Genomic DNA, 16,156 nt, shown 5'->3' with positions numbered 1-16,156 from the left:
TTTCCCTTTCCGGCGGTTCCGACTCTATCAGATCCTTTCGGGCCTGATTCCCAGTCAGTGGGGCTTGTCTTCCCGGCCCTTGGGCCGTTCCGACGAGTGAGACTTTAGCGGATTCCTGCCTCCCGAGCTAATCGGGGGCGTCCTTTCGAACGCGGATTCCTCATTTCGCAAACGCGCACATAAACGAGCCGACGACGAGTCGCCGTTCGCTGGATGCTTGTTGCGGAATGGCTGTCCGGGGACCGACCGGAGTCGGAGCTCACGTCGGACAACTCGGAGAACACTACGTACGCGACAGGGGTGTGTCAACTCGGCCCCGGACGCCCCTCGGACCCGTACCCTCGGAGCCATGACGACACATACGTGCACCCAGCAGTGGTGGGCCGCCTGACGGCGGCCGTACTCACGTATGTACACAACGGCCGCCGCCCCGGCGGCCGTTTCTGTATCTCCCTCCTGGGGGGCCGGCCGGACGGTGCGGCGGCCTCGACCAGAGGGTGGAGAGATGAAGCGGATCTTCAGCGGGGTCAAGCCGACGGGGCATCTGACGCTGGGGAACTACCTGGGGGCCGTGCGCCGCTGGGCCGATGTCGATCAGCACCGGGCCGACGCCCTGTTCTGCATCGTCGATCTGCACGCGCTGACCGTGGACCACGATCCGGGACGGGTCCGCAGACTCAGCAGGCAGGCCGCGACACTGCTGCTGGCCTCGGGGCTCGATCCGCGGCTGTGCACCGTCTTCGTACAGAGCCATGTCGACGAGCACGCCCGGCTGTCGTATCTGCTGGAGTGCGTCGCCACGGACGGGGAGATGCGCCGGATGATCCAGTACAAGGAGAAGGCCGCGCGGGAACGGGAGCGGGGCGGGAGCGTACGGCTGTCGCTGCTGACCTATCCCGTGCTGATGGCGGCGGACATCCTGGCGTACGGGACCGACGAGGTGCCGGTCGGGGACGACCAGACACAGCATGTGGAACTGACCCGGGATCTCGCGGTGCGGTTCAACCAGCGGTACGGGCACACGTTCGAGGTGCCCCGGGCCACCCGCCCCGAGGTCGCCGCGCGGGTCATGAATCTCCAGGAGCCGACGTCGAAGATGGGGAAGAGCGACGACGTGGGACCGGGCGTCGTCTATCTGCTCGACGAACCGGACGTCACGCGGAAGAAGATCATGCGGGCGGTGACGGACAGCGGGCAGGACGTCGTCCACGACCCGGAGGGGCGGCCCGGGGTCTCGAACCTGCTGGAGATCCTCGCCGCTTGTGAGGGCACGGACCCGGAGACCCTGAGCGGTGCCTATCAGTCCTACGGCGCCCTGAAGAAGGACACCGCCGAGGCCGTGGTCGAACTTCTGCGGCCCCTGCGGGAACGGCACAAGGAACTGTGCGGCGACCCCACCTATGTGGAGGGTGTGCTGCGGGATGGTGCGGCCAGGGCGCGGGAGATGGCCAGACCGCGGGTGGACTCGGCGTACCGGGCGATCGGGCTGCTGGCGGCGGGCTGAGACGGCGGGGCCGGGCGGACGCGCCCGGCCCCTTCGCCGGTTCGCCCGGCGCGGCACTAGCTGTTGCCGGAGGCCAGTTCGCGGCTGCGGTCGCGGGCGGCCTCCAGGGCGGCGATGAGGGCCGCGCGTACGCCGTGGTTCTCCAGCTCCCTGATCGCGTTGATCGTGGTGCCCGCCGGCGACGTCACGTTCTCGCGGAGCCGCACGGGGTGCTCCCCGCTGTCGCGGAGCATCACGGCGGCGCCGATCGCGGACTGGACGATCAGGTCGTGGGCCTTGTCGCGGGGCAGGCCGAGCAGGATGCCCGCGTCCGTCATGGCCTCGACCAGATAGAAGAAGTACGCCGGGCCCGAGCCCGAGAGGGCGGTGCAGGCGTCCTGCTGGGACTCGGGGACCCTGAGCGTCTTGCCGACGGCGCCGAAGATCTCCTCGGTGTGGGCGAGGTGCTCCTCGGTGGCATGACTGCCGGCGGAGATGACGGACATGGCCTCGTCGACGAGCGCGGGGGTGTTCGTCATGACGCGCACCACCGGGGTGCCCGCGGCCAGACGCTCCTCGAAGAACGAGGTGGGGATGCCGGCCGCGCCGCTGATGATGAGGCGGTCGGCGGCCAGGTGCGGGGCGAGTTCGTCGAGGAGAGTGCCCATGTCCTGCGGCTTGACCGTGAGGATCAGGATGTCGGCGCTCTTGGCGGCCTCGGCGTTGGTGACGGCCGTGACGCCGTGGCGCTCCTGGAGTTCCCTGGCGCGCTCGGGGCGGCGGGCCGTCACGAGGAGGTCGGCGGGGTCCCAGCCGGACCGGATCACTCCGCTCAGCAGGGCTTCGCCGATCTTTCCGGTACCGAGGACTGCGACTTTCTGGGTCATGGTGCGGGTGCCCTCCAGGGGTGCGTCGTCCTGGGGGTCATCCTCGCACCCGGGCGGTCGGACGGGGTGGCCCGTCCGACCGGCGGACGGCCACGGCGCGTCACTGCGTGCGGCGCCTCAGGGTGGCCGCGCCGAGGACCAGCACCAGCAGGGCGCAGGCCGCCACGATCAGGGCGTCACGGACGAACGTGGCCGTCATGTCGCTGTGCCTGAGGATCTCGTTCATTCCGTCGACGGCATAGGACATGGGGAGCACGTCGGACACCGCTTTCAGGGCCGGGTGCATGCTCGAACGGGGCGTGAAGAGGCCGCACAGGAGGAGCTGGGGGAAGATCACCGCCGGCATGAACTGGACCGCCTGGAATTCGGAGGCCGCGAAGGCCGAGACGAAGAGGCCGAGCGCCGTCCCGAGGAGCGCGTCGAGCAGCGCGACGAGCAGGAGGAGCCAGGGGGAGCCCGTGACGTCGAGGCCCAGGAACCAGACCGCGAGGCCGGTGGCCAGCGCCGACTGGACGACGGCCACGGCGCCGAACGCGAGGGCGTAACCGGCGATCAGGTCGCCCTTGCCGAGCGGCATCGCGAGCAGGCGCTCCAGCGTGCCGGAGGTGCGCTCGCGCAGGGTGGCGATGGAGGTGACCAGGAACATCGTGATCAGCGGGAAGATCCCGAGCAGCGAGGCGCCGATGGAGTCGAAGGTGCGCGGGCTGCCGTCGAAGACATAGCGGAGCAGGACCAGCATCAGACACGGGATGAGGATCATCAGCGCGATGGTGCGCGGGTCGTGGCGGAGCTGACGCAGCACGCGCGTCGCGGTGGCCGTCGTCCGGGCGTGGTTGATGGCGCTCGCCCTCGCGCTGGTGCTCGTACTCGTGCTTGCGCCCGGGATCAGGTGGTCGGCGGTGGTGTCGGTGGTCATCGGACGGTCTCCTTGCGGGGCCTGTCGGCGGTCGCGTTCGCCTCGTCGACCAGGTGGAGGAAGGCGGCCTCGACGGTCTCGGAGCCGGTGCGTTCGCGCAGGGCGTCGGGGGTGTCGTCGGCGAGGATCTCGCCCTCGCGCATCAGCAGCAGGCGGTGGCAGCGCTCGGCCTCGTCCATGACGTGCGAGGAGACGAGGAGGGTGGCGCCCCGGTCGGCGGCGATGGCGTGGAAGAGGGTCCACAGGTCGCGGCGCAGGACCGGGTCGAGGCCGACGGTGGGTTCGTCGAGGACCAGGAGCTCCGGGGTGCCGAGGAGAGCGACCGCGAGGGAGACGCGGTTGCGCTGGCCGCCGGAGAGGTTGCCCGCGAGGGAGTCGGCGTGGGAGGTGAGGTCGACGTCGGAGATGGCGCGGGTGACGTGGTGGTGGCGGCGGTCGGCGGCCGCGCGTCCGGGGTCGAGGACCGCGGCGAAGTAGTCGAGGTTCTGGCGGACGGTCAGGTCGTCGTAGACGGACGGGGACTGGGTGACGTAGCCGATGCGGGAGCGGAGGGCGGCGTCGCCCGCCGGACGGCCGAGGACTTCGAGGGTGCCGGCCACCTTGGCCTGGGTGCCGACGGTGGACCGCATGAGCGTGGACTTGCCGCAGCCGGAGGGGCCGAGCAGCCCGGTGATCTGGCCGCGCGGCACGGCGAAGTCGAGTCCGCGCAGGACGGTGCGGGGGCCCCGTACGACGGTGAGGCCCTCGGCGCGCACGGCGGGCTGGGAGCCGGCGGACGGGAGAGGGGATACGGAGGGGTCCGGCGGGTCGGCCGGGGAGGGCGCGTGGCTCTCGAAATTCATCACGTGATGAATATTGCTCGCGTGCGGTACGGCCGTCAAGCCCGGGCGCGTCCGGCGGCGCAGGCGCGCGGGGGCGCGACCGGAAGGGGATGTTCCGGCGCGCGGTGCGGGTGGTGCGCTTCCACGGTCACGTGGCGGTCACACGGAAGGGCTGCGCGCACAACTCCCGTTACCGACAATGGATTTCAGTGCGTGGTCATATGCCCACCGGCCGCCGGACCGCGCCCGTACGACCGCCGCGCCTTCCCCGGGCTCGGCAGCCCACGCGTCTGCCGCTCTCGACCGGAGGTGCTGTTGTGATGCGCAAAGCCGATCTACTGGCGTCCCTCGTCGTGTTTCTCGTCGCGCTGCCCCTGTGTGTGGGGGTCGCCATAGCCTCCGGTGTGCCGGCCGAACTGGGGCTGGTGACCGGGATCGTCGGCGGGCTGGTCGCCGGGGTGCTGCCCGGCAGCAGCCTGCAGGTCAGCGGGCCGGCGGCCGGGCTGACGGTGCTGGTGTACGAGGCGGTGCGGACGTACGGGCTGCCGGCGCTCGGTGTGCTGGTGCTCGGGGCCGGGCTGGTACAGCTCGCGCTCGGGGTGCTGCGGCTCGGGCGGTGGTTCCGGGCCGTGTCCGTGGCCGTGGTGCAGGGAATGCTCGCCGGGATCGGGCTCGTGCTGATCGCGGGTCAGGTGTACGCGATGGGCGACGCGGCCGCGCCGGCCGGCGGGCTCGGCAAGATCGCCGGGCTGGTCTCGCTGCCCGGTGCCGCCGACCCGGTGGCCCTCGCGGTCGGGGCCGCCACCGTCGCCGTACTCCTGCTGTGGCCGCGGTGGCGGCGCGGGGCCCGCGTGGTGCCCGCGCCGCTGATGGCGGTGGGACTCGCGTCGGCGGCGACCGGCCTGCTCGACCTGTCCGTACGGCGGGTGACGGTGCGGGGGCTGCTGGACTCCGTGCAGCCGCCGTCCCTGACGGCGCTCGGGCGCCTCACGGAAGTGGGTGTGTGGGGGACGGTGCTGGCGTTCGCGCTGATCGCGTCGGCCGAATCGCTGTTCAGCGCCGCGGCGGTGGACCGGCTGCACCGGGGACCGCGGACCGACTACGACCGTGAACTCATCGCGCAGGGGGCGGGGAACGCCGTGTGCGGGGCGCTCGGGGCACTGCCGATGACCGCCGTGATCGTGCGGAGCGCGGCGAACGTGCAGGCGGGGGCGCGCACGAAGGCCTCGCGGGTGCTGCACGGGGTGTGGCTGCTGGTCTTCACGACGTTGGTGCCCGGGGTCCTCGGGATCATTCCGGTGGCGGCGCTGGCGGGACTGCTCGTGCACGCGGGCTGCAAGCTGGTGCCGGTGCGGGAGGTGCGGCTGCTGTGGCGCGGGCACCGGGGCGAGGTCGTGGTGCTGGGTGTGACGGCGGTGGCCATCGTGGCCGGGAACCTGTTCGAGGGGGTGCTCGTCGGACTGGCGCTCGCCGTGGCGAAGACCGCGTGGGACATCAGCCATGTGCATGTGGAGACCGAGGACCGGGGTGCCGAGGGACTGGTCGTCCGGGTGATGGGGAACGCGACGTTCCTGCGGCTGCCGAAACTGCTGGACGCCCTGGAGGCGCTGCCCCACGACCGTGACGTACGGCTGGAGCTGGGCGGGCTGCGGCATGTGGACCACGCGTGCGCGGCGGCCCTGGAACGGTGGGCCGCCGCGCGGGATCACGAACGGGTCGCCACGATCACCAGTACGTCGTAGACCTCCTCGACCTGTCCGTCCGGGAACTCCTCCCAGAGGTGCGCCCGCTCCTCGGCGAGGAAGGCCTCGGTCCCCTCCTCGCCGAGGACCAGGAAGATCGAGTGGCTGGTGACGTTGGCGAGGTGGGTGTCGACCGGCACGCGACGGCTCCAGCGGACGACACGGTGGGCGTGGTCCGGGACATGGTCGGCGCCCGCGAAGGCGCGTTCGCTGTGGGTCCCGGCCACGCCCTCATTGCTGCCGGTGCCCCGCTTGCCGGCCTGTTCGTCGTCGAAGTACCGCTCGATCCGTCGTGCCTGGGCGGCGATCCAGGGGACGTCGAGGGCGTCCGTGTTCCACCAGAGCGCGAGGGAGCCGCCGGGGCGCAGGACCCGGAGTGCCTCCGGCAGGGAGCGGGCCGGGTCGGTCCAGTGCCAGGACTGGGCGTACGTCAGGAAGTCGACGCAGGCGTCGAGGAGGGGGAGGGCGTTGCCGTCTCCCCGGACGATCGGAACGCCGGGGACGGTGCGGCGGAACTCCGCGGTCATGCCCTCGCCGGGTTCCACGGCCAGGACGTGCGCGCCCCTCGCGCGCAGCAGCGCGGTGGCGATGCCGGTGCCGGCGCCCACGTCGACGACCCGTGCGCCGGTCAGGGAGCGGCCGGCGAGTTCTTCGATCGCGTCGAAGAGGGCGGGGGGATAGGAGGGGCGGTTCGCGGCGTACTGGGCCGCGGCGGTGTTGAAGGAGTGGGCGCGGGTGGCTCGGGCCCGGTTCCGGGTTTCGGGGTCGGGGGCGGGGTCGGTGCGGGTTTCGGTGCCGGTGCTGGATTCGGCTCCGGTGTCGGCGTCGGGGTGGGAGGAGGGGGTCATACGTTCATGGTGGCTGGTGTGGCTGTGGGGGCACAGGGGTTTCCGTCCCCGCCGCCCCGGTCCGCGGCGGGAGCTTCTGTGGCCGGACGGGGTGCCGTCAGGACCCGGAGGCCCGGCGCTTCCTCGACGGATTGCGGGTGCTGCCGGCGGAACGGCGGTCGTACCGGGCGCGGGCCGCCTCGTACTCCTCGCGGTGCAGCTTCTCGCCCGGGGCCTCGGTGAGGGAGCGGACGGAGTACGCGAGGAGGGTGCCGACGAAACCGATGGCCAGCAGGCCCCGCAGGGAGGCCTGCCGGTCGGGGTCGGGGCGCTTGGAGAAGGCGTCCCAGGTGTGGCGGAAGGCGAGCGCGCCGCACACCGCGAACATCACCACGACCAGGATCGTCACCGGCCTGCCGACGTCCGCGATCGTCAGTCCCTGGTAGGCGAAGCGCAGGAGGAAGCAGGCGGCCACCGCGGCGGCGAGCGCGCCGACGGCCACGCCGGCGCGGCGGGCCGGGTAGCCGCCGTCGTGCTCCACCCAGGTCGTCCCGAAGAAACGGAGGGGTTCGGGCTGGGGTCCCGCGGGGGTACCGGTACCGGTTTCGGTCGTATCGCTCACACGACGATTATCGCTCCGGTCGGCCGCGGGGCCCGGCCTCGCCCGAACCACCGGCGTCTTCGGCTCAGGCGCAGCGCCCCGCGACGTAACCGTCGCTGCCCGTCTTCACGTAGGCGTCGGAGACGAACTGGCCGTTGGCGATGTTGTCCCAGATGTCCGTCGTCCCGTAGTACCCGCTGATGGTGTCGCCGGGGCACTGGCAGTTGATCGGCACCGACGAGCCCTCCGGCAGGGTGCGGACGACGGAGTAGTGCGTGCCGGGACCGCTGCGGACGTTCACGCTGACTCCCGGGGCGATGGGATACGTCCTGATCGCCGCCGCGCTCAGGGACTCCGCGTTCGCCGTCCCCGATGCGGCTCCCATCATCAGCGTGACCGTGGCGGCGAGCCCTCCGGCCACCATGGCTCTCCTGCGTGTCAAAGTCTTCATGGCGTTGTTCGTCCTTTTCTGCTCAGGAGCAGCGCGGTGCGATGTAGCCGTCGCTGCCGGTCCTCACGTATGCGTCCGAGACGTATTCGCCGTTGGAGATGTTGTCCCAGATGCTGGTGGTGCCGTACGGGCCGCTCACGGATTCGCCGGGGGACTGACAGAAGATCGACACGCGTGAGCCCTCGGGCAGGACCCGCACGATGCGGTATCCGGTGCCCGGGCCGCTGCGCACGTTCAGGGCGACACCGGGTGCGATCGGGTAGGTGACCAGTCCCGCCACGGCGGCGTCGGAAGACGTCACCGCCGCTTCCTCCTCACGACTGACCGTGCTGGTGACGCTCTCGATGCTTTCCATGCGCTCAACAGCCATGAAGGCTTCCCCCGTTGAATCAAATGAATCAGACGAATCGGATGGAACAGGTGAATCACGTGCGTTCAGGTGGCGCACACATGTACGCCTGCCGCACGCGGAGGCTAGCAAGCCGCCTCGGGCTCGCACGAGGAATCGACTAGGCTCCGTGCGTCGCGCGCGCGGACGAACAGCACGGGGGTGGGTCCATGGCGCCACAGCGAAACACCGGAGCGGATCCGGAAGCGGAACTTCCCGAGTACGCAGGGCAGTACCGCCTGTACGAGCGCCTCGGATCCGGTGGCATGGGCGTGGTCCATTTGGCCCGCAGCGGCTCTGGGCTGCGGCTCGCGGTCAAGGTCGTCCACGCCGCGTACGCCAAGGATCCCGAGTTCAGAGGGCGTTTCCGGCAGGAGATCGCCGCGGCGCGGCGAGTGAGCGGAGCGTTCACCGCGCCCGTGGTCGATGCGGACCCGGAGGCCGGGCGGCCTTGGATGGCGACCCTGTTCATACCGGGTCCGACCCTCGCCGAGGAGGTGAAGCGGAACGGCCCTTTGTCCGCCTCTCAGTTGCGTCGGCTCATGGCCGGACTGGCCGAGGCACTGCGCGACATTCACAGGGTGGGTGTCGTACACCGAGATCTCAAGCCGAGCAACGTCCTGCTCGCGGAGGACGGCCCCAAGGTCATCGACTTCGGCATCTCCCGGCCGTCGGACAGTGAACTGCGCACCGAGACAGGCAAGCTGATCGGAACGCCGCCCTTCATGGCACCCGAGCAGTTCCGACGCCCACGCGAGGTGGGGCCGGCCGCCGACATCTTCGCCCTGGGCTCGGTGCTGGTGCACGCGGCTACCGGCCGCGGTCCCTTCGACTCCGACAGTCCCTATGTCGTCGCCTACCAAGTCGTGCACGACGAACCGGATCTGACCGACGTACCGGCGAATCTCGCACCGCTCATCACCCGTTGCCTCGCAAAGGAGCCCGCGGACCGGCCGACACCTGACGAGCTGATGCGGGAACTGCGTTCGGTGGCGGCCTCGTACGACACCCAGGCGTTCATTCCGGCCCAGCGCACCGACCGGTCCGCCGCTCCCTCCGGTGCCCCGTCCGGCGCCGTGGTCGACGAAGCCGCGCCGCCCGCCCCGCGCCCCGGGAGGCGGACGCTCAAGCGCGTCGCCCTCGCCGTCGGCGCGCTCGCGCTCGTCTCGGGCGGGACACTGACCACGACGCAGTTGCTCGGGCAGGACAGCAGCGCCGGCGCGCCGACGAATCATCAGCGGCGCTCCGCGCCTGCCGCCTTCAGCGGGTGGAGCACGAACCCCGCGGGCCGAGCCTCCGGGACGCCCGACTGTTCCTACGGCGGCGGGAAGTTGTTCTGCGCCCAGCCGGGGCTGACATCCGCTCTCGACCCGGTCGACGGCAGAGTCCTGTGGCGGCACACCTCGCCCGAAAGGACCCTCCCGGACGGAGGCCCCGTCATGTCGGGTGGGCTCGTACACGTCGTGACCCACGGCGGACGGCTCCTGGAAGCCCTCGACCCGGTGTCCGGCACGGTGCGATGGACGATGCCCCTCTCGACCTACGACCGGTTCCAGCACGCGGGGGGCATGCTCCTCCTCGCCCGGGCCGACGGAACGGTCACCGGGGTGGACGGCGCCACCGGCGAGAAACGTTGGAGCCGCGGCCTGCCGGGACAGACCACGCCGAACCTCGCCTCGTTCGCCGGGGACGGACTCGCCTACGTCACGAGCACGACGGACGACGGGACGCGTACGCGCGTGACCGCGGTGGAACCGGAGACCGGGAACCTGCGGTGGAGTACCCGTCTGACCGGCACCCTTGATCCGGTCGGCACAGTGCGAGGCGCCGTCTTCTTCACATCCGTCAACAAGAACACCGAGACCGAGGCACTCGTCCGCTACGAACCCGGCAGCGGGAGGTCACTCCGGGTGAGGATCGGCCTGTCGCTGCCGCAGGCCCAGGCCACCGTCCGCGCCGGCACCGTCTACCTGATGAGCACTCTCGGCGGGCTGATGGCCGTCGACATGGACGCCGGGGTGGAGCGCTGGCGCATCGAGACCTCCGTGAGCCGGGGCTCCACCCCGGCCGTCGACGCCCGGCATGTGTACCTCACCACGCCGGACGGACGGTTGCTCGCCGTGGACGCCGCCCGGGGGAAGCTCGTCGGTCAGACCCGGGCACGGCCCGGACCTCAGTCGGACCGCGTCCTGGGCGCGCTGCCCGTCCCGCTGATCGCTGACGGCCGCGTCTACGCGAGTGCGCCGGACGGGACAGTGTTCGCGGTGGCGGGAAACGACCCCGCCGCCTGGTGAACGGGCCGCCCGAGGCCGAGCGGGGCGGGACGGACAGCGCGAAGGGGCCGCCCCGGCAGGAGCGGCCCCTGAAGTGCGCGGTGGTGGGTCAGCCCAGCTTCGAGACGTCGCGGACCGCGCCCTTGTCCGCGCTCGTCGCCATCGCGGCGTAGGCGCGCAGGGCGGCCGAGACCTTGCGTTCGCGGTTCGCGGGGGCGTAGACGCCGTTCAGGGCGGAGCGGCGGGCCGCCAGCTCCTCGTCGGCGACCAGGAGCTCGATCGAGCGGCCCGGGATGTCGATGCGGATGCGGTCGCCGTCCCGGACCAGGGCGATGGTGCCGCCGGAGGCCGCCTCGGGGGAGGCGTGGCCGATCGACAGGCCCGAGGTGCCGCCGGAGAAGCGGCCGTCGGTGATCAGGGCGCAGGTCTTGCCGAGGCCGCGGCCCTTGAGGAAGGAGGTCGGGTAGAGCATCTCCTGCATACCCGGGCCGCCCTTGGGACCCTCGTAGCGGATGACGACGACGTCGCCGTGGGTGATCTCCTTGCGGAGGATCTTGTCGACGGCCTCCTCCTGCGACTCGCAGACCACCGCGGGGCCCTCGAAGGTCCAGATGGACTCGTCGACACCCGCCGTCTTCACGACACAGCCGTCCACCGCCAGGTTGCCCTTGAGGACCGCGAGGCCACCGTCCTTGGAGTACGCGTGCTCGGAGGAGCGGATGCAGCCGTTCTCCGCGTCCTCGTCCAGGGCCAGCCAGCGCTCGGACTGGGAGAAGGCCTCGGAGGAGCGGACGCCGCCGGGCGCCGCGTGCCACAGTTCGATCGCCTCGGGGGACGGGGAGCCCGCGCGCACGTCCCATGTCTTCAGCCAGTCCGAGAGGGACGGGCTGTGCACGGAGTGGACGTCCTCGTTGAGCAGGCCGGCCCGGTGCAGCTCGCCGAGCAGGGCCGGGATGCCGCCCGCGCGGTGCACGTCCTCCATGTAGTACGTGCGGTCCTTGGCGACGTTCGGGGCGACCTTGGCGAGGCAGGGCACCCGGCGCGAGACGGCGTTGATCTCGTCCAGCCCGAAGGGGACGCCCGCCTCCTGGGCGGCGGCCAGCAGGTGCAGGATCGTGTTGGTGGAGCCGCCCATGGCGATGTCGAGGGCCATGGCGTTCTCGAACGCGGCGTGCGTGGCGATGTTGCGCGGCAGGACCGACTCGTCGTCCTCGTCGTAGTAGCGGCGCGTGATGTCGACCACCGCGCGGGCCGCGTCCTCGTACAGCCCCTTGCGGGCCGTGTGGGTGGCCAGCACCGAGCCGTTGCCGGGGAGGGAGAGGCCGATGGCCTCGGTCAGGCAGTTCATCGAGTTGGCGGTGAACATGCCGGAACAGGAGCCGCAGGTCGGACAGGCGTTCTCCTCGATACGGAGGATGTCCTCGTCCGAGATCTTGTCGTTCACCGCGTCGGAGATCGCGTCGACCAGGTCGAGCGTACGGACCGTGCCGTCGACCAGGGTGGCGCGGCCGGACTCCATCGGGCCGCCGGAGACGAAGACCGCCGGGATGTTCAGACGCAGGGCCGCCATCAGCATGCCGGGCGTGATCTTGTCGCAGTTCGAGATGCAGATCAGGGCGTCGGCGCAGTGGGCTTCCACCATGTACTCGACCGAGTCCGCGATCAGGTCGCGGGAGGGCAGGGAGTACAGCATGCCGCCGTGCCCCATCGCGATGCCGTCGTCGACCGCGATGGTGTTGAACTCGCGCGCGATGCCCCCGGCGGCCGTGATGGCCTCGCTGACGATCCGGCCGACCGGCTGCAGGTGGGTGTGGCCCGGCACGAACTCCGTGAAGGAGTTGGCGACCGCGATGATCGGCTTCCGGCCGATGTCCGCGCCCGGTACACCGGAGGCACGCATAAGGGCGCGTGCGCCCGCCATGTTGCGGCCGTGGGTGACTGTGCGGGACCTCAGTTCGGGCATCGTCGCTCGCTCCTTCGGAGAGTTATGACTGGGATCGAGCCTACGCCGCCGCGCCAGGATTCGGACGCGGCGTCCGGAATGCGGGATGCCTGTCTCGGTACGCGGGTACGGGGCGGCGCGCCGGGCCGGAGCGGCGGACGACGCCCGCACGAGCCTCGGGATCCGATGCGACGTGGCTGTCAGGAGCGCCGGATGCCTGTGGGCGCCGGGGCGTGGGCGCCCGCGGAAGCCCGTCCGGGGTGCCTGGTCCCGCGGAAGCCCGTCGCCCGGGTGTCTCGCGGGTGAGCCGGGAGGGAGCGCTCGCCCGCTCAGGGAAGGGTGAGGTGGCCCTGTACCACCGGGGCCACGCGCGCGATGATCGCCTCCAGGTCCGCCGAGGCCAGCGGCTCGACCCTGATCACGTATCGGAGCATCGCCACCCCCACCAGCTGGGCGGCGGCCAGCTCGGCGCGCAGTTCGGCGTCGGGGAGGTCGAGCTGCTGGGCGATGCGGCGCAGCAGCTGGGCGGCGATGAGCCGGCGGAAGACGGCCGCGGCGGTCTCGTTGTTCACGGCGGAACGGACGATCGCCAGCAGGGGCGCGCGGGTGGCCGGGTTCTCCCAGATGCCGAAGATGAAGCGGGTCAGGCGTTCCCCGACGCCGTCGAGGGGGCCGTCCTCGACCGCCACGGGGGCCGCCAGGGCGGGGGCGAAGGCGACCTCGATGGCCGACTCGAAGACCTGCTCCTTGGTGCCGAAGTAGTGGTGCACGAGGGCGGAGTCGACCCCGGCGGCCTTGGCGATGCCCCGGACCGACGTCTTCTCGTAGCCTCGCTCCGAGAACTCCCCGCGGGCCGCGTCGAGGATGCGGTCGCGGGTGGCGGGGGCCGCCTCCGTCTCCGTACGGGAGGGGCGCCCCCGGCGGCGCGGGGCTGCGTCCGTCACCGGCCGGGCACCTTGACGGCGGAGGCGAGGTGCAGGCGGGTGAAGGCGAGGGCCTCGGCGAGGTCCGCCTCGCGTTCGGCGCTGGACATCGCGCGGCGTGTGTTGACCTCGATGACGACGTGGCCGTCGAAACCGCCGAGCGCGAGGCGCTCCAGCAGCTCGGCGCAGGGCTGGGTGCCGCGGCCCGGGACCAGGTGCTCGTCCTTGTTGGAACCGTTGCCGTCGGCGAGGTGGACGTGGCCGAGGCGGTCGCCCATGCGGTCGATCATGTGCAGGGCGTCCGTGCGCGCGGTCGCGGTGTGGCTGAGATCGATCGTGTAGTGGCGGTAGTCGTCCTTCGTGACGTCCCAGTCGGGGGCGTACGCGAGCACCTCGCGGTCGCGATAGCGCCAGGGGTACATGTTTTCGACGGCGAAGCGGACGTCCGTCTCGTCCGCCATCTGCCAGATGCCGGAGACGAAGTCGCGGACATACTGACGCTGCCAGCGGAAGGGCGGATGCACGACGACGGTGCTCGCGCCGAGCTTGTCGGCCGCCGCCCGGGCGCGCTGGAGTTTGGTCCAGGGGTCGGTGGACCAGACCCGCTGGGTGATGAGCAGGCAGGGGGCGTGGACGGCGAGGATCGGGATCCGGTGGTGGTCGGAGAGCCGGCGCAGAGCGTCGACGTCCTGACTGACGGGGTCGGTCCACACCATGACCTCGACACCGTCGTACCCGAGGCGCGCCGCGATCTCGAAGGCCGTCGCCGTCGACTCCGGATACACGGACGCCGTGGACAGCGCGACCTTCGCATCCGGGATGCGCACCACTGGTTCTGCCACGAGGGACAGAGTACGGGGAGTGGCCTGAGCACGGGGAGGCGGTGACCCGCGGACCACCGGGAACCGGCCGTCCCGCCCTCACGGGCCCCGTGAACGGGTCCCCGCCCCCTGGACCCCCGATCGCCCCGGAGGGCTCGTCCTCACACGCCTGACGGGCTGAGAACATGCCCCCCGGAGGTCTGGAGGAAGGGGCTACACCGACTCCATCTGGTCCAGACGCCGCAGGATGACACCCTCCCGAAGAGCCCAGGGACAGATCTCCAGGGTCTCCACCCCGAAAAGATCCATCGCCCCCTCGGCGACCAGCGCCCCCGCGAGCAGCTGACCCGCCCGCCCCGGGGAGACCCCGGGAAGCTCCGCCCGCTCGCCGACCGTCATCGAGGCGAGTCTCGGCACCCAGTCCTGCAGGGAACGCCGCTTCAGCTCACGCTGCACGTACAGCCCGTCCGTGGAGCGCGCCGCCCCGGCCAGCCGGGCGAGCTGCTTGAAGGTCTTGGAGGTGGCGACGACATGGTCGGGGGCGCCGAAGCGGCTGAACTCCCCGACCGTACGGGCGATCTGCGCCCGGACATGACGCCGCAGCGCCTTGATGTCGGCCGGATCCGCGGGATCGGCCGCCAGCCAGCCCGCGGTCAGCCGCCCCGCGCCCAGCGGCAACGACACCGCCGCGTCCGGCTCCTCGTCCAGGCCGTACGCGATCTCCAGCGATCCCCCGCCGATGTCGAGGACCAGCAGCTTGCCCGCCGACCAGCCGAACCAGCGGCGGGCGGCCAGGAACGTCAGCCTGGCCTCCTCCGCGCCGGTCAGCACCTGGAGCTCGACACCGGTCTCGGCCTGCACCCGGGCCAGCACGTCGTCCGCGTTGCTGGCCTCACGCACGGCGGAGGTGGCGAACGGCAGCATCGCCTCGACACCCTTGTCCTCGGCGGCCTCCAGCGCGTCCTGGACCGTCTCGATGAGTTTGTCGACACCGTCGGAGCCGATCGCCCCGCTCTCGTCGAGCAGTTGGGCGAGCCGCAGTTCGGCCTTGTGCGAGTGCGCGGGCAGCGGGCGCGCGCCAGGGTGTGCATCCACCACCAGCAGATGCACCGTGTTCGAACCCACGTCGAGGACACCGAGTCTCATGTACGGAACGCTACTGCGGCCTGGCCCGCCCGCCGTCCCCGGAGCGGCCTCCGGCGACTTACCCTGGACGCGTGCCAAAGACGAAAAAGGCGAAGCCTGACAATTCGGCCAAGGGTTCTTCGCAGGAGAAGGCCACCAAGTCCAAGAAGTCCCCGAAGGCGGCGCCGGTGAAGGCCTCGGCGTCCGACGAGAAGGGACTCGACTTCGCGCGGGCATGGGTGGAGTTTCCGGATCCCGCCGATGACGAGCAGGTCTTCCGGTGCGATCTGACATGGCTGACCTCTCGCTGGAACTGCATCTTCGGCAGCGGCTGCCAGGGCATCCAGGCCGGTCGCGCCGACGACGGCTGCTGCACGCTGGGGGCCCACTTCTCGGACGAGGACGACGAGAAGCGGGTGGCCGGGCACGTGGCGAGGCTCACGCCGGACGTCTGGCAGCACCATGACATCGGCCTGGAGACGGGCTGGGTGTCGCAGGACGAGGACGGCGAGCGCCAGACGCGCCCGTACGAGGGCTCGTGCATCTTCCAGAACCGGCCCGGTTTCGCCGGTGGCGCGGGCTGCTCGCTGCACATCCTGGCGGTCAAGGAGGGCCGCGAGCCGCTGGAGACCAAGCCGGACGTGTGCTGGCAGCTGCCGGTGCGCCGGACGTACGAGTGGATCGACCGGCCCGACGACACCCGGGTGCTCCAGGTCTCGATCGGCGAGTACGACCGCCGGGGCTGGGGTCCGGGCGGCCACGACCTGCACTGGTGGTGCACGTCGGCGACCTCGGCGCACGGAGCGGGCGACCCGGTGTACGTCTCGTACCGCCCGGAGCTGGTGGAGCTGATGGGCAAGGGCGGGTACGACCGCCTGGTCGAACTCTGCGAACAGCGGCTGGCCTCGCAGCTGCCGCTGCTCGCACCGCATCCGGCGGACCCGGTCGCCTGACCG

At 71.4% G+C, this 16,156-nt stretch carries 15 protein-coding genes; 4 read left to right on the top strand and 11 right to left on the bottom strand.

Features of this window, described 5'->3' with window-relative positions; translation table 11 throughout:
• The first annotated feature begins 505 nt into the window (after positions 1–505).
• Complete coding sequence (trpS, locus tag ABZV34_RS31980; protein ID WP_356284402.1) at positions 506–1,504, top strand: tryptophan--tRNA ligase; 999 nt, start codon at positions 506–508, stop codon at positions 1,502–1,504.
• A 56-nt stretch (positions 1,505–1,560) separates the two neighbouring features.
• Here the strand turns inward: trpS and proC are convergent, their stop codons facing one another.
• From proC to ABZV34_RS31965, 3 genes are all read right to left on the bottom strand, one after another.
• Entirely contained in the window at positions 1,561–2,370 is an 810-nt protein-coding gene (gene proC / locus ABZV34_RS31975; RefSeq protein WP_356284399.1) for a pyrroline-5-carboxylate reductase, read from the bottom strand.
• 100 nt (positions 2,371–2,470) lie between these two features.
• Positions 2,471–3,286 (bottom strand): ABC transporter permease, encoded by an 816-nt coding sequence (locus ABZV34_RS31970; protein WP_356284396.1) that lies wholly within the window; start codon positions 3,284–3,286, stop codon positions 2,471–2,473.
• Positions 3,283–4,131, bottom strand: a complete 849-nt coding sequence (locus ABZV34_RS31965; protein ID WP_356284394.1) for an ABC transporter ATP-binding protein — start codon at positions 4,129–4,131, stop codon at positions 3,283–3,285. Before ABZV34_RS31965 ends, ABZV34_RS31970 begins: the two co-directional genes overlap by 4 nt.
• Before the next feature lie 296 nt (positions 4,132–4,427).
• Between ABZV34_RS31965 and ABZV34_RS31960 the strand changes: the two genes are divergently transcribed.
• On the top strand, positions 4,428–5,849 hold the full coding sequence (locus ABZV34_RS31960) for a SulP family inorganic anion transporter (RefSeq protein WP_356284391.1): 1,422 nt from the start codon (positions 4,428–4,430) through the stop codon (positions 5,847–5,849).
• On the opposite strand, the gene ABZV34_RS31955 is transcribed toward ABZV34_RS31960, so the two are convergent.
• The 4 genes from ABZV34_RS31955 to ABZV34_RS31940 form a co-directional block, all read right to left on the bottom strand.
• The gene (locus tag ABZV34_RS31955; RefSeq protein ID WP_356284388.1) at positions 5,813–6,697 is read right to left on the bottom strand and encodes a class I SAM-dependent methyltransferase; all 885 of its coding nucleotides are present in this window, start codon (positions 6,695–6,697) and stop codon (positions 5,813–5,815) included. The two genes, ABZV34_RS31960 and ABZV34_RS31955, sit on opposite strands and share 37 nt — an antisense overlap.
• A 97-nt stretch (positions 6,698–6,794) precedes the next feature.
• Positions 6,795–7,298: an EamA/RhaT family transporter gene (locus ABZV34_RS31950; protein ID WP_356284385.1), complete on the bottom strand. Its 504-nt coding sequence runs from the start codon at positions 7,296–7,298 to the stop codon at positions 6,795–6,797.
• 64 nt (positions 7,299–7,362) lie between these two features.
• Complete coding sequence (locus tag ABZV34_RS31945) at positions 7,363–7,662, bottom strand: SH3 domain-containing protein (protein ID WP_356284407.1); 300 nt, start codon at positions 7,660–7,662, stop codon at positions 7,363–7,365.
• Between the two features lie 88 nt (positions 7,663–7,750).
• Entirely contained in the window at positions 7,751–8,098 is a 348-nt protein-coding gene (locus tag ABZV34_RS31940) for an SH3 domain-containing protein (protein ID WP_356284382.1), read from the bottom strand.
• A 188-nt stretch (positions 8,099–8,286) separates the two neighbouring features.
• On the opposite strand from ABZV34_RS31940, the gene ABZV34_RS31935 reads away from it, so the two are divergent.
• On the top strand, positions 8,287–10,410 hold the full coding sequence (locus ABZV34_RS31935; RefSeq protein ID WP_356284379.1) for a serine/threonine-protein kinase: 2,124 nt from the start codon (positions 8,287–8,289) through the stop codon (positions 10,408–10,410).
• 88 nt (positions 10,411–10,498) lie between these two features.
• Here the strand turns inward: ABZV34_RS31935 and ilvD are convergent, their stop codons facing one another.
• The 4 genes from ilvD to ABZV34_RS31915 all read right to left on the bottom strand — a co-directional run bounded on the left by ilvD (position 10,499) and on the right by ABZV34_RS31915 (position 15,221).
• Positions 10,499–12,352 carry a dihydroxy-acid dehydratase gene (ilvD, locus tag ABZV34_RS31930; protein WP_356284376.1) on the bottom strand — a complete coding sequence of 618 codons (1,854 nt, stop codon included), beginning with the start codon at positions 12,350–12,352 and terminating at the stop codon, positions 10,499–10,501.
• A 308-nt stretch (positions 12,353–12,660) separates the two neighbouring features.
• Positions 12,661–13,275 (bottom strand): TetR family transcriptional regulator, encoded by a 615-nt coding sequence (locus ABZV34_RS31925; RefSeq protein ID WP_356284373.1) that lies wholly within the window; start codon positions 13,273–13,275, stop codon positions 12,661–12,663.
• Entirely contained in the window at positions 13,272–14,096 is an 825-nt protein-coding gene (locus ABZV34_RS31920; protein ID WP_356284370.1) for a sugar phosphate isomerase/epimerase, read from the bottom strand. The genes ABZV34_RS31925 and ABZV34_RS31920 overlap by 4 nt, the downstream gene beginning before the upstream one ends.
• 192 nt (positions 14,097–14,288) lie before the next feature.
• Positions 14,289–15,221 carry a Ppx/GppA phosphatase family protein gene (locus tag ABZV34_RS31915; RefSeq protein WP_356284367.1) on the bottom strand — a complete coding sequence of 311 codons (933 nt, stop codon included), beginning with the start codon at positions 15,219–15,221 and terminating at the stop codon, positions 14,289–14,291.
• 71 nt (positions 15,222–15,292) lie between these two features.
• Here ABZV34_RS31915 and ABZV34_RS31910 point away from each other — a divergent pair, with 71 nt between their 5' ends.
• Positions 15,293–16,153, top strand: a complete 861-nt coding sequence (locus ABZV34_RS31910) for a hypothetical protein (RefSeq protein ID WP_356284364.1) — start codon at positions 15,293–15,295, stop codon at positions 16,151–16,153.
• Positions 16,154–16,156 lie beyond the last annotated feature (3 nt).

The sequence above is a fragment of the Streptomyces sp. NPDC005195 genome, assembly GCF_040608315.1.
GTDB lineage: Bacteria > Actinomycetota > Actinomycetes > Streptomycetales > Streptomycetaceae > Streptomyces > Streptomyces kaempferi.
Note: the sequence above shows the minus strand (reverse complement) of the source record. Positions and strands in the feature narration are given on the sequence as shown.

Excerpts from the sequence above, each read along its gene's own strand:
- proC (WP_356284399.1), bottom strand. The coding sequence starts at position 2,370 with ATGACCCAGAAAGTCGCAGTCCTCGGTACCGGAAAGATCGGCGAAGCC.
- ABZV34_RS31970 (WP_356284396.1), bottom strand. The coding sequence starts at position 3,286 with ATGACCACCGACACCACCGCCGACCACCTGATCCCGGGCGCAAGCACG.
- ABZV34_RS31915 (WP_356284367.1), bottom strand. The coding sequence starts at position 15,221 with ATGAGACTCGGTGTCCTCGACGTGGGTTCGAACACGGTGCATCTGCTG.
- ilvD (WP_356284376.1), bottom strand. The coding sequence starts at position 12,352 with ATGCCCGAACTGAGGTCCCGCACAGTCACCCACGGCCGCAACATGGCG.
- ABZV34_RS31960 (WP_356284391.1), top strand. The coding sequence starts at position 4,428 with ATGCGCAAAGCCGATCTACTGGCGTCCCTCGTCGTGTTTCTCGTCGCG.
- trpS (WP_356284402.1), top strand. The coding sequence starts at position 506 with ATGAAGCGGATCTTCAGCGGGGTCAAGCCGACGGGGCATCTGACGCTG.
- ABZV34_RS31940 (WP_356284382.1), bottom strand. The coding sequence starts at position 8,098 with ATGGCTGTTGAGCGCATGGAAAGCATCGAGAGCGTCACCAGCACGGTC.
- ABZV34_RS31955 (WP_356284388.1), bottom strand. The coding sequence starts at position 6,697 with ATGACCCCCTCCTCCCACCCCGACGCCGACACCGGAGCCGAATCCAGC.
- ABZV34_RS31945 (WP_356284407.1), bottom strand. The coding sequence starts at position 7,662 with ATGGGAGCCGCATCGGGGACGGCGAACGCGGAGTCCCTGAGCGCGGCG.
- ABZV34_RS31935 (WP_356284379.1), top strand. The coding sequence starts at position 8,287 with ATGGCGCCACAGCGAAACACCGGAGCGGATCCGGAAGCGGAACTTCCC.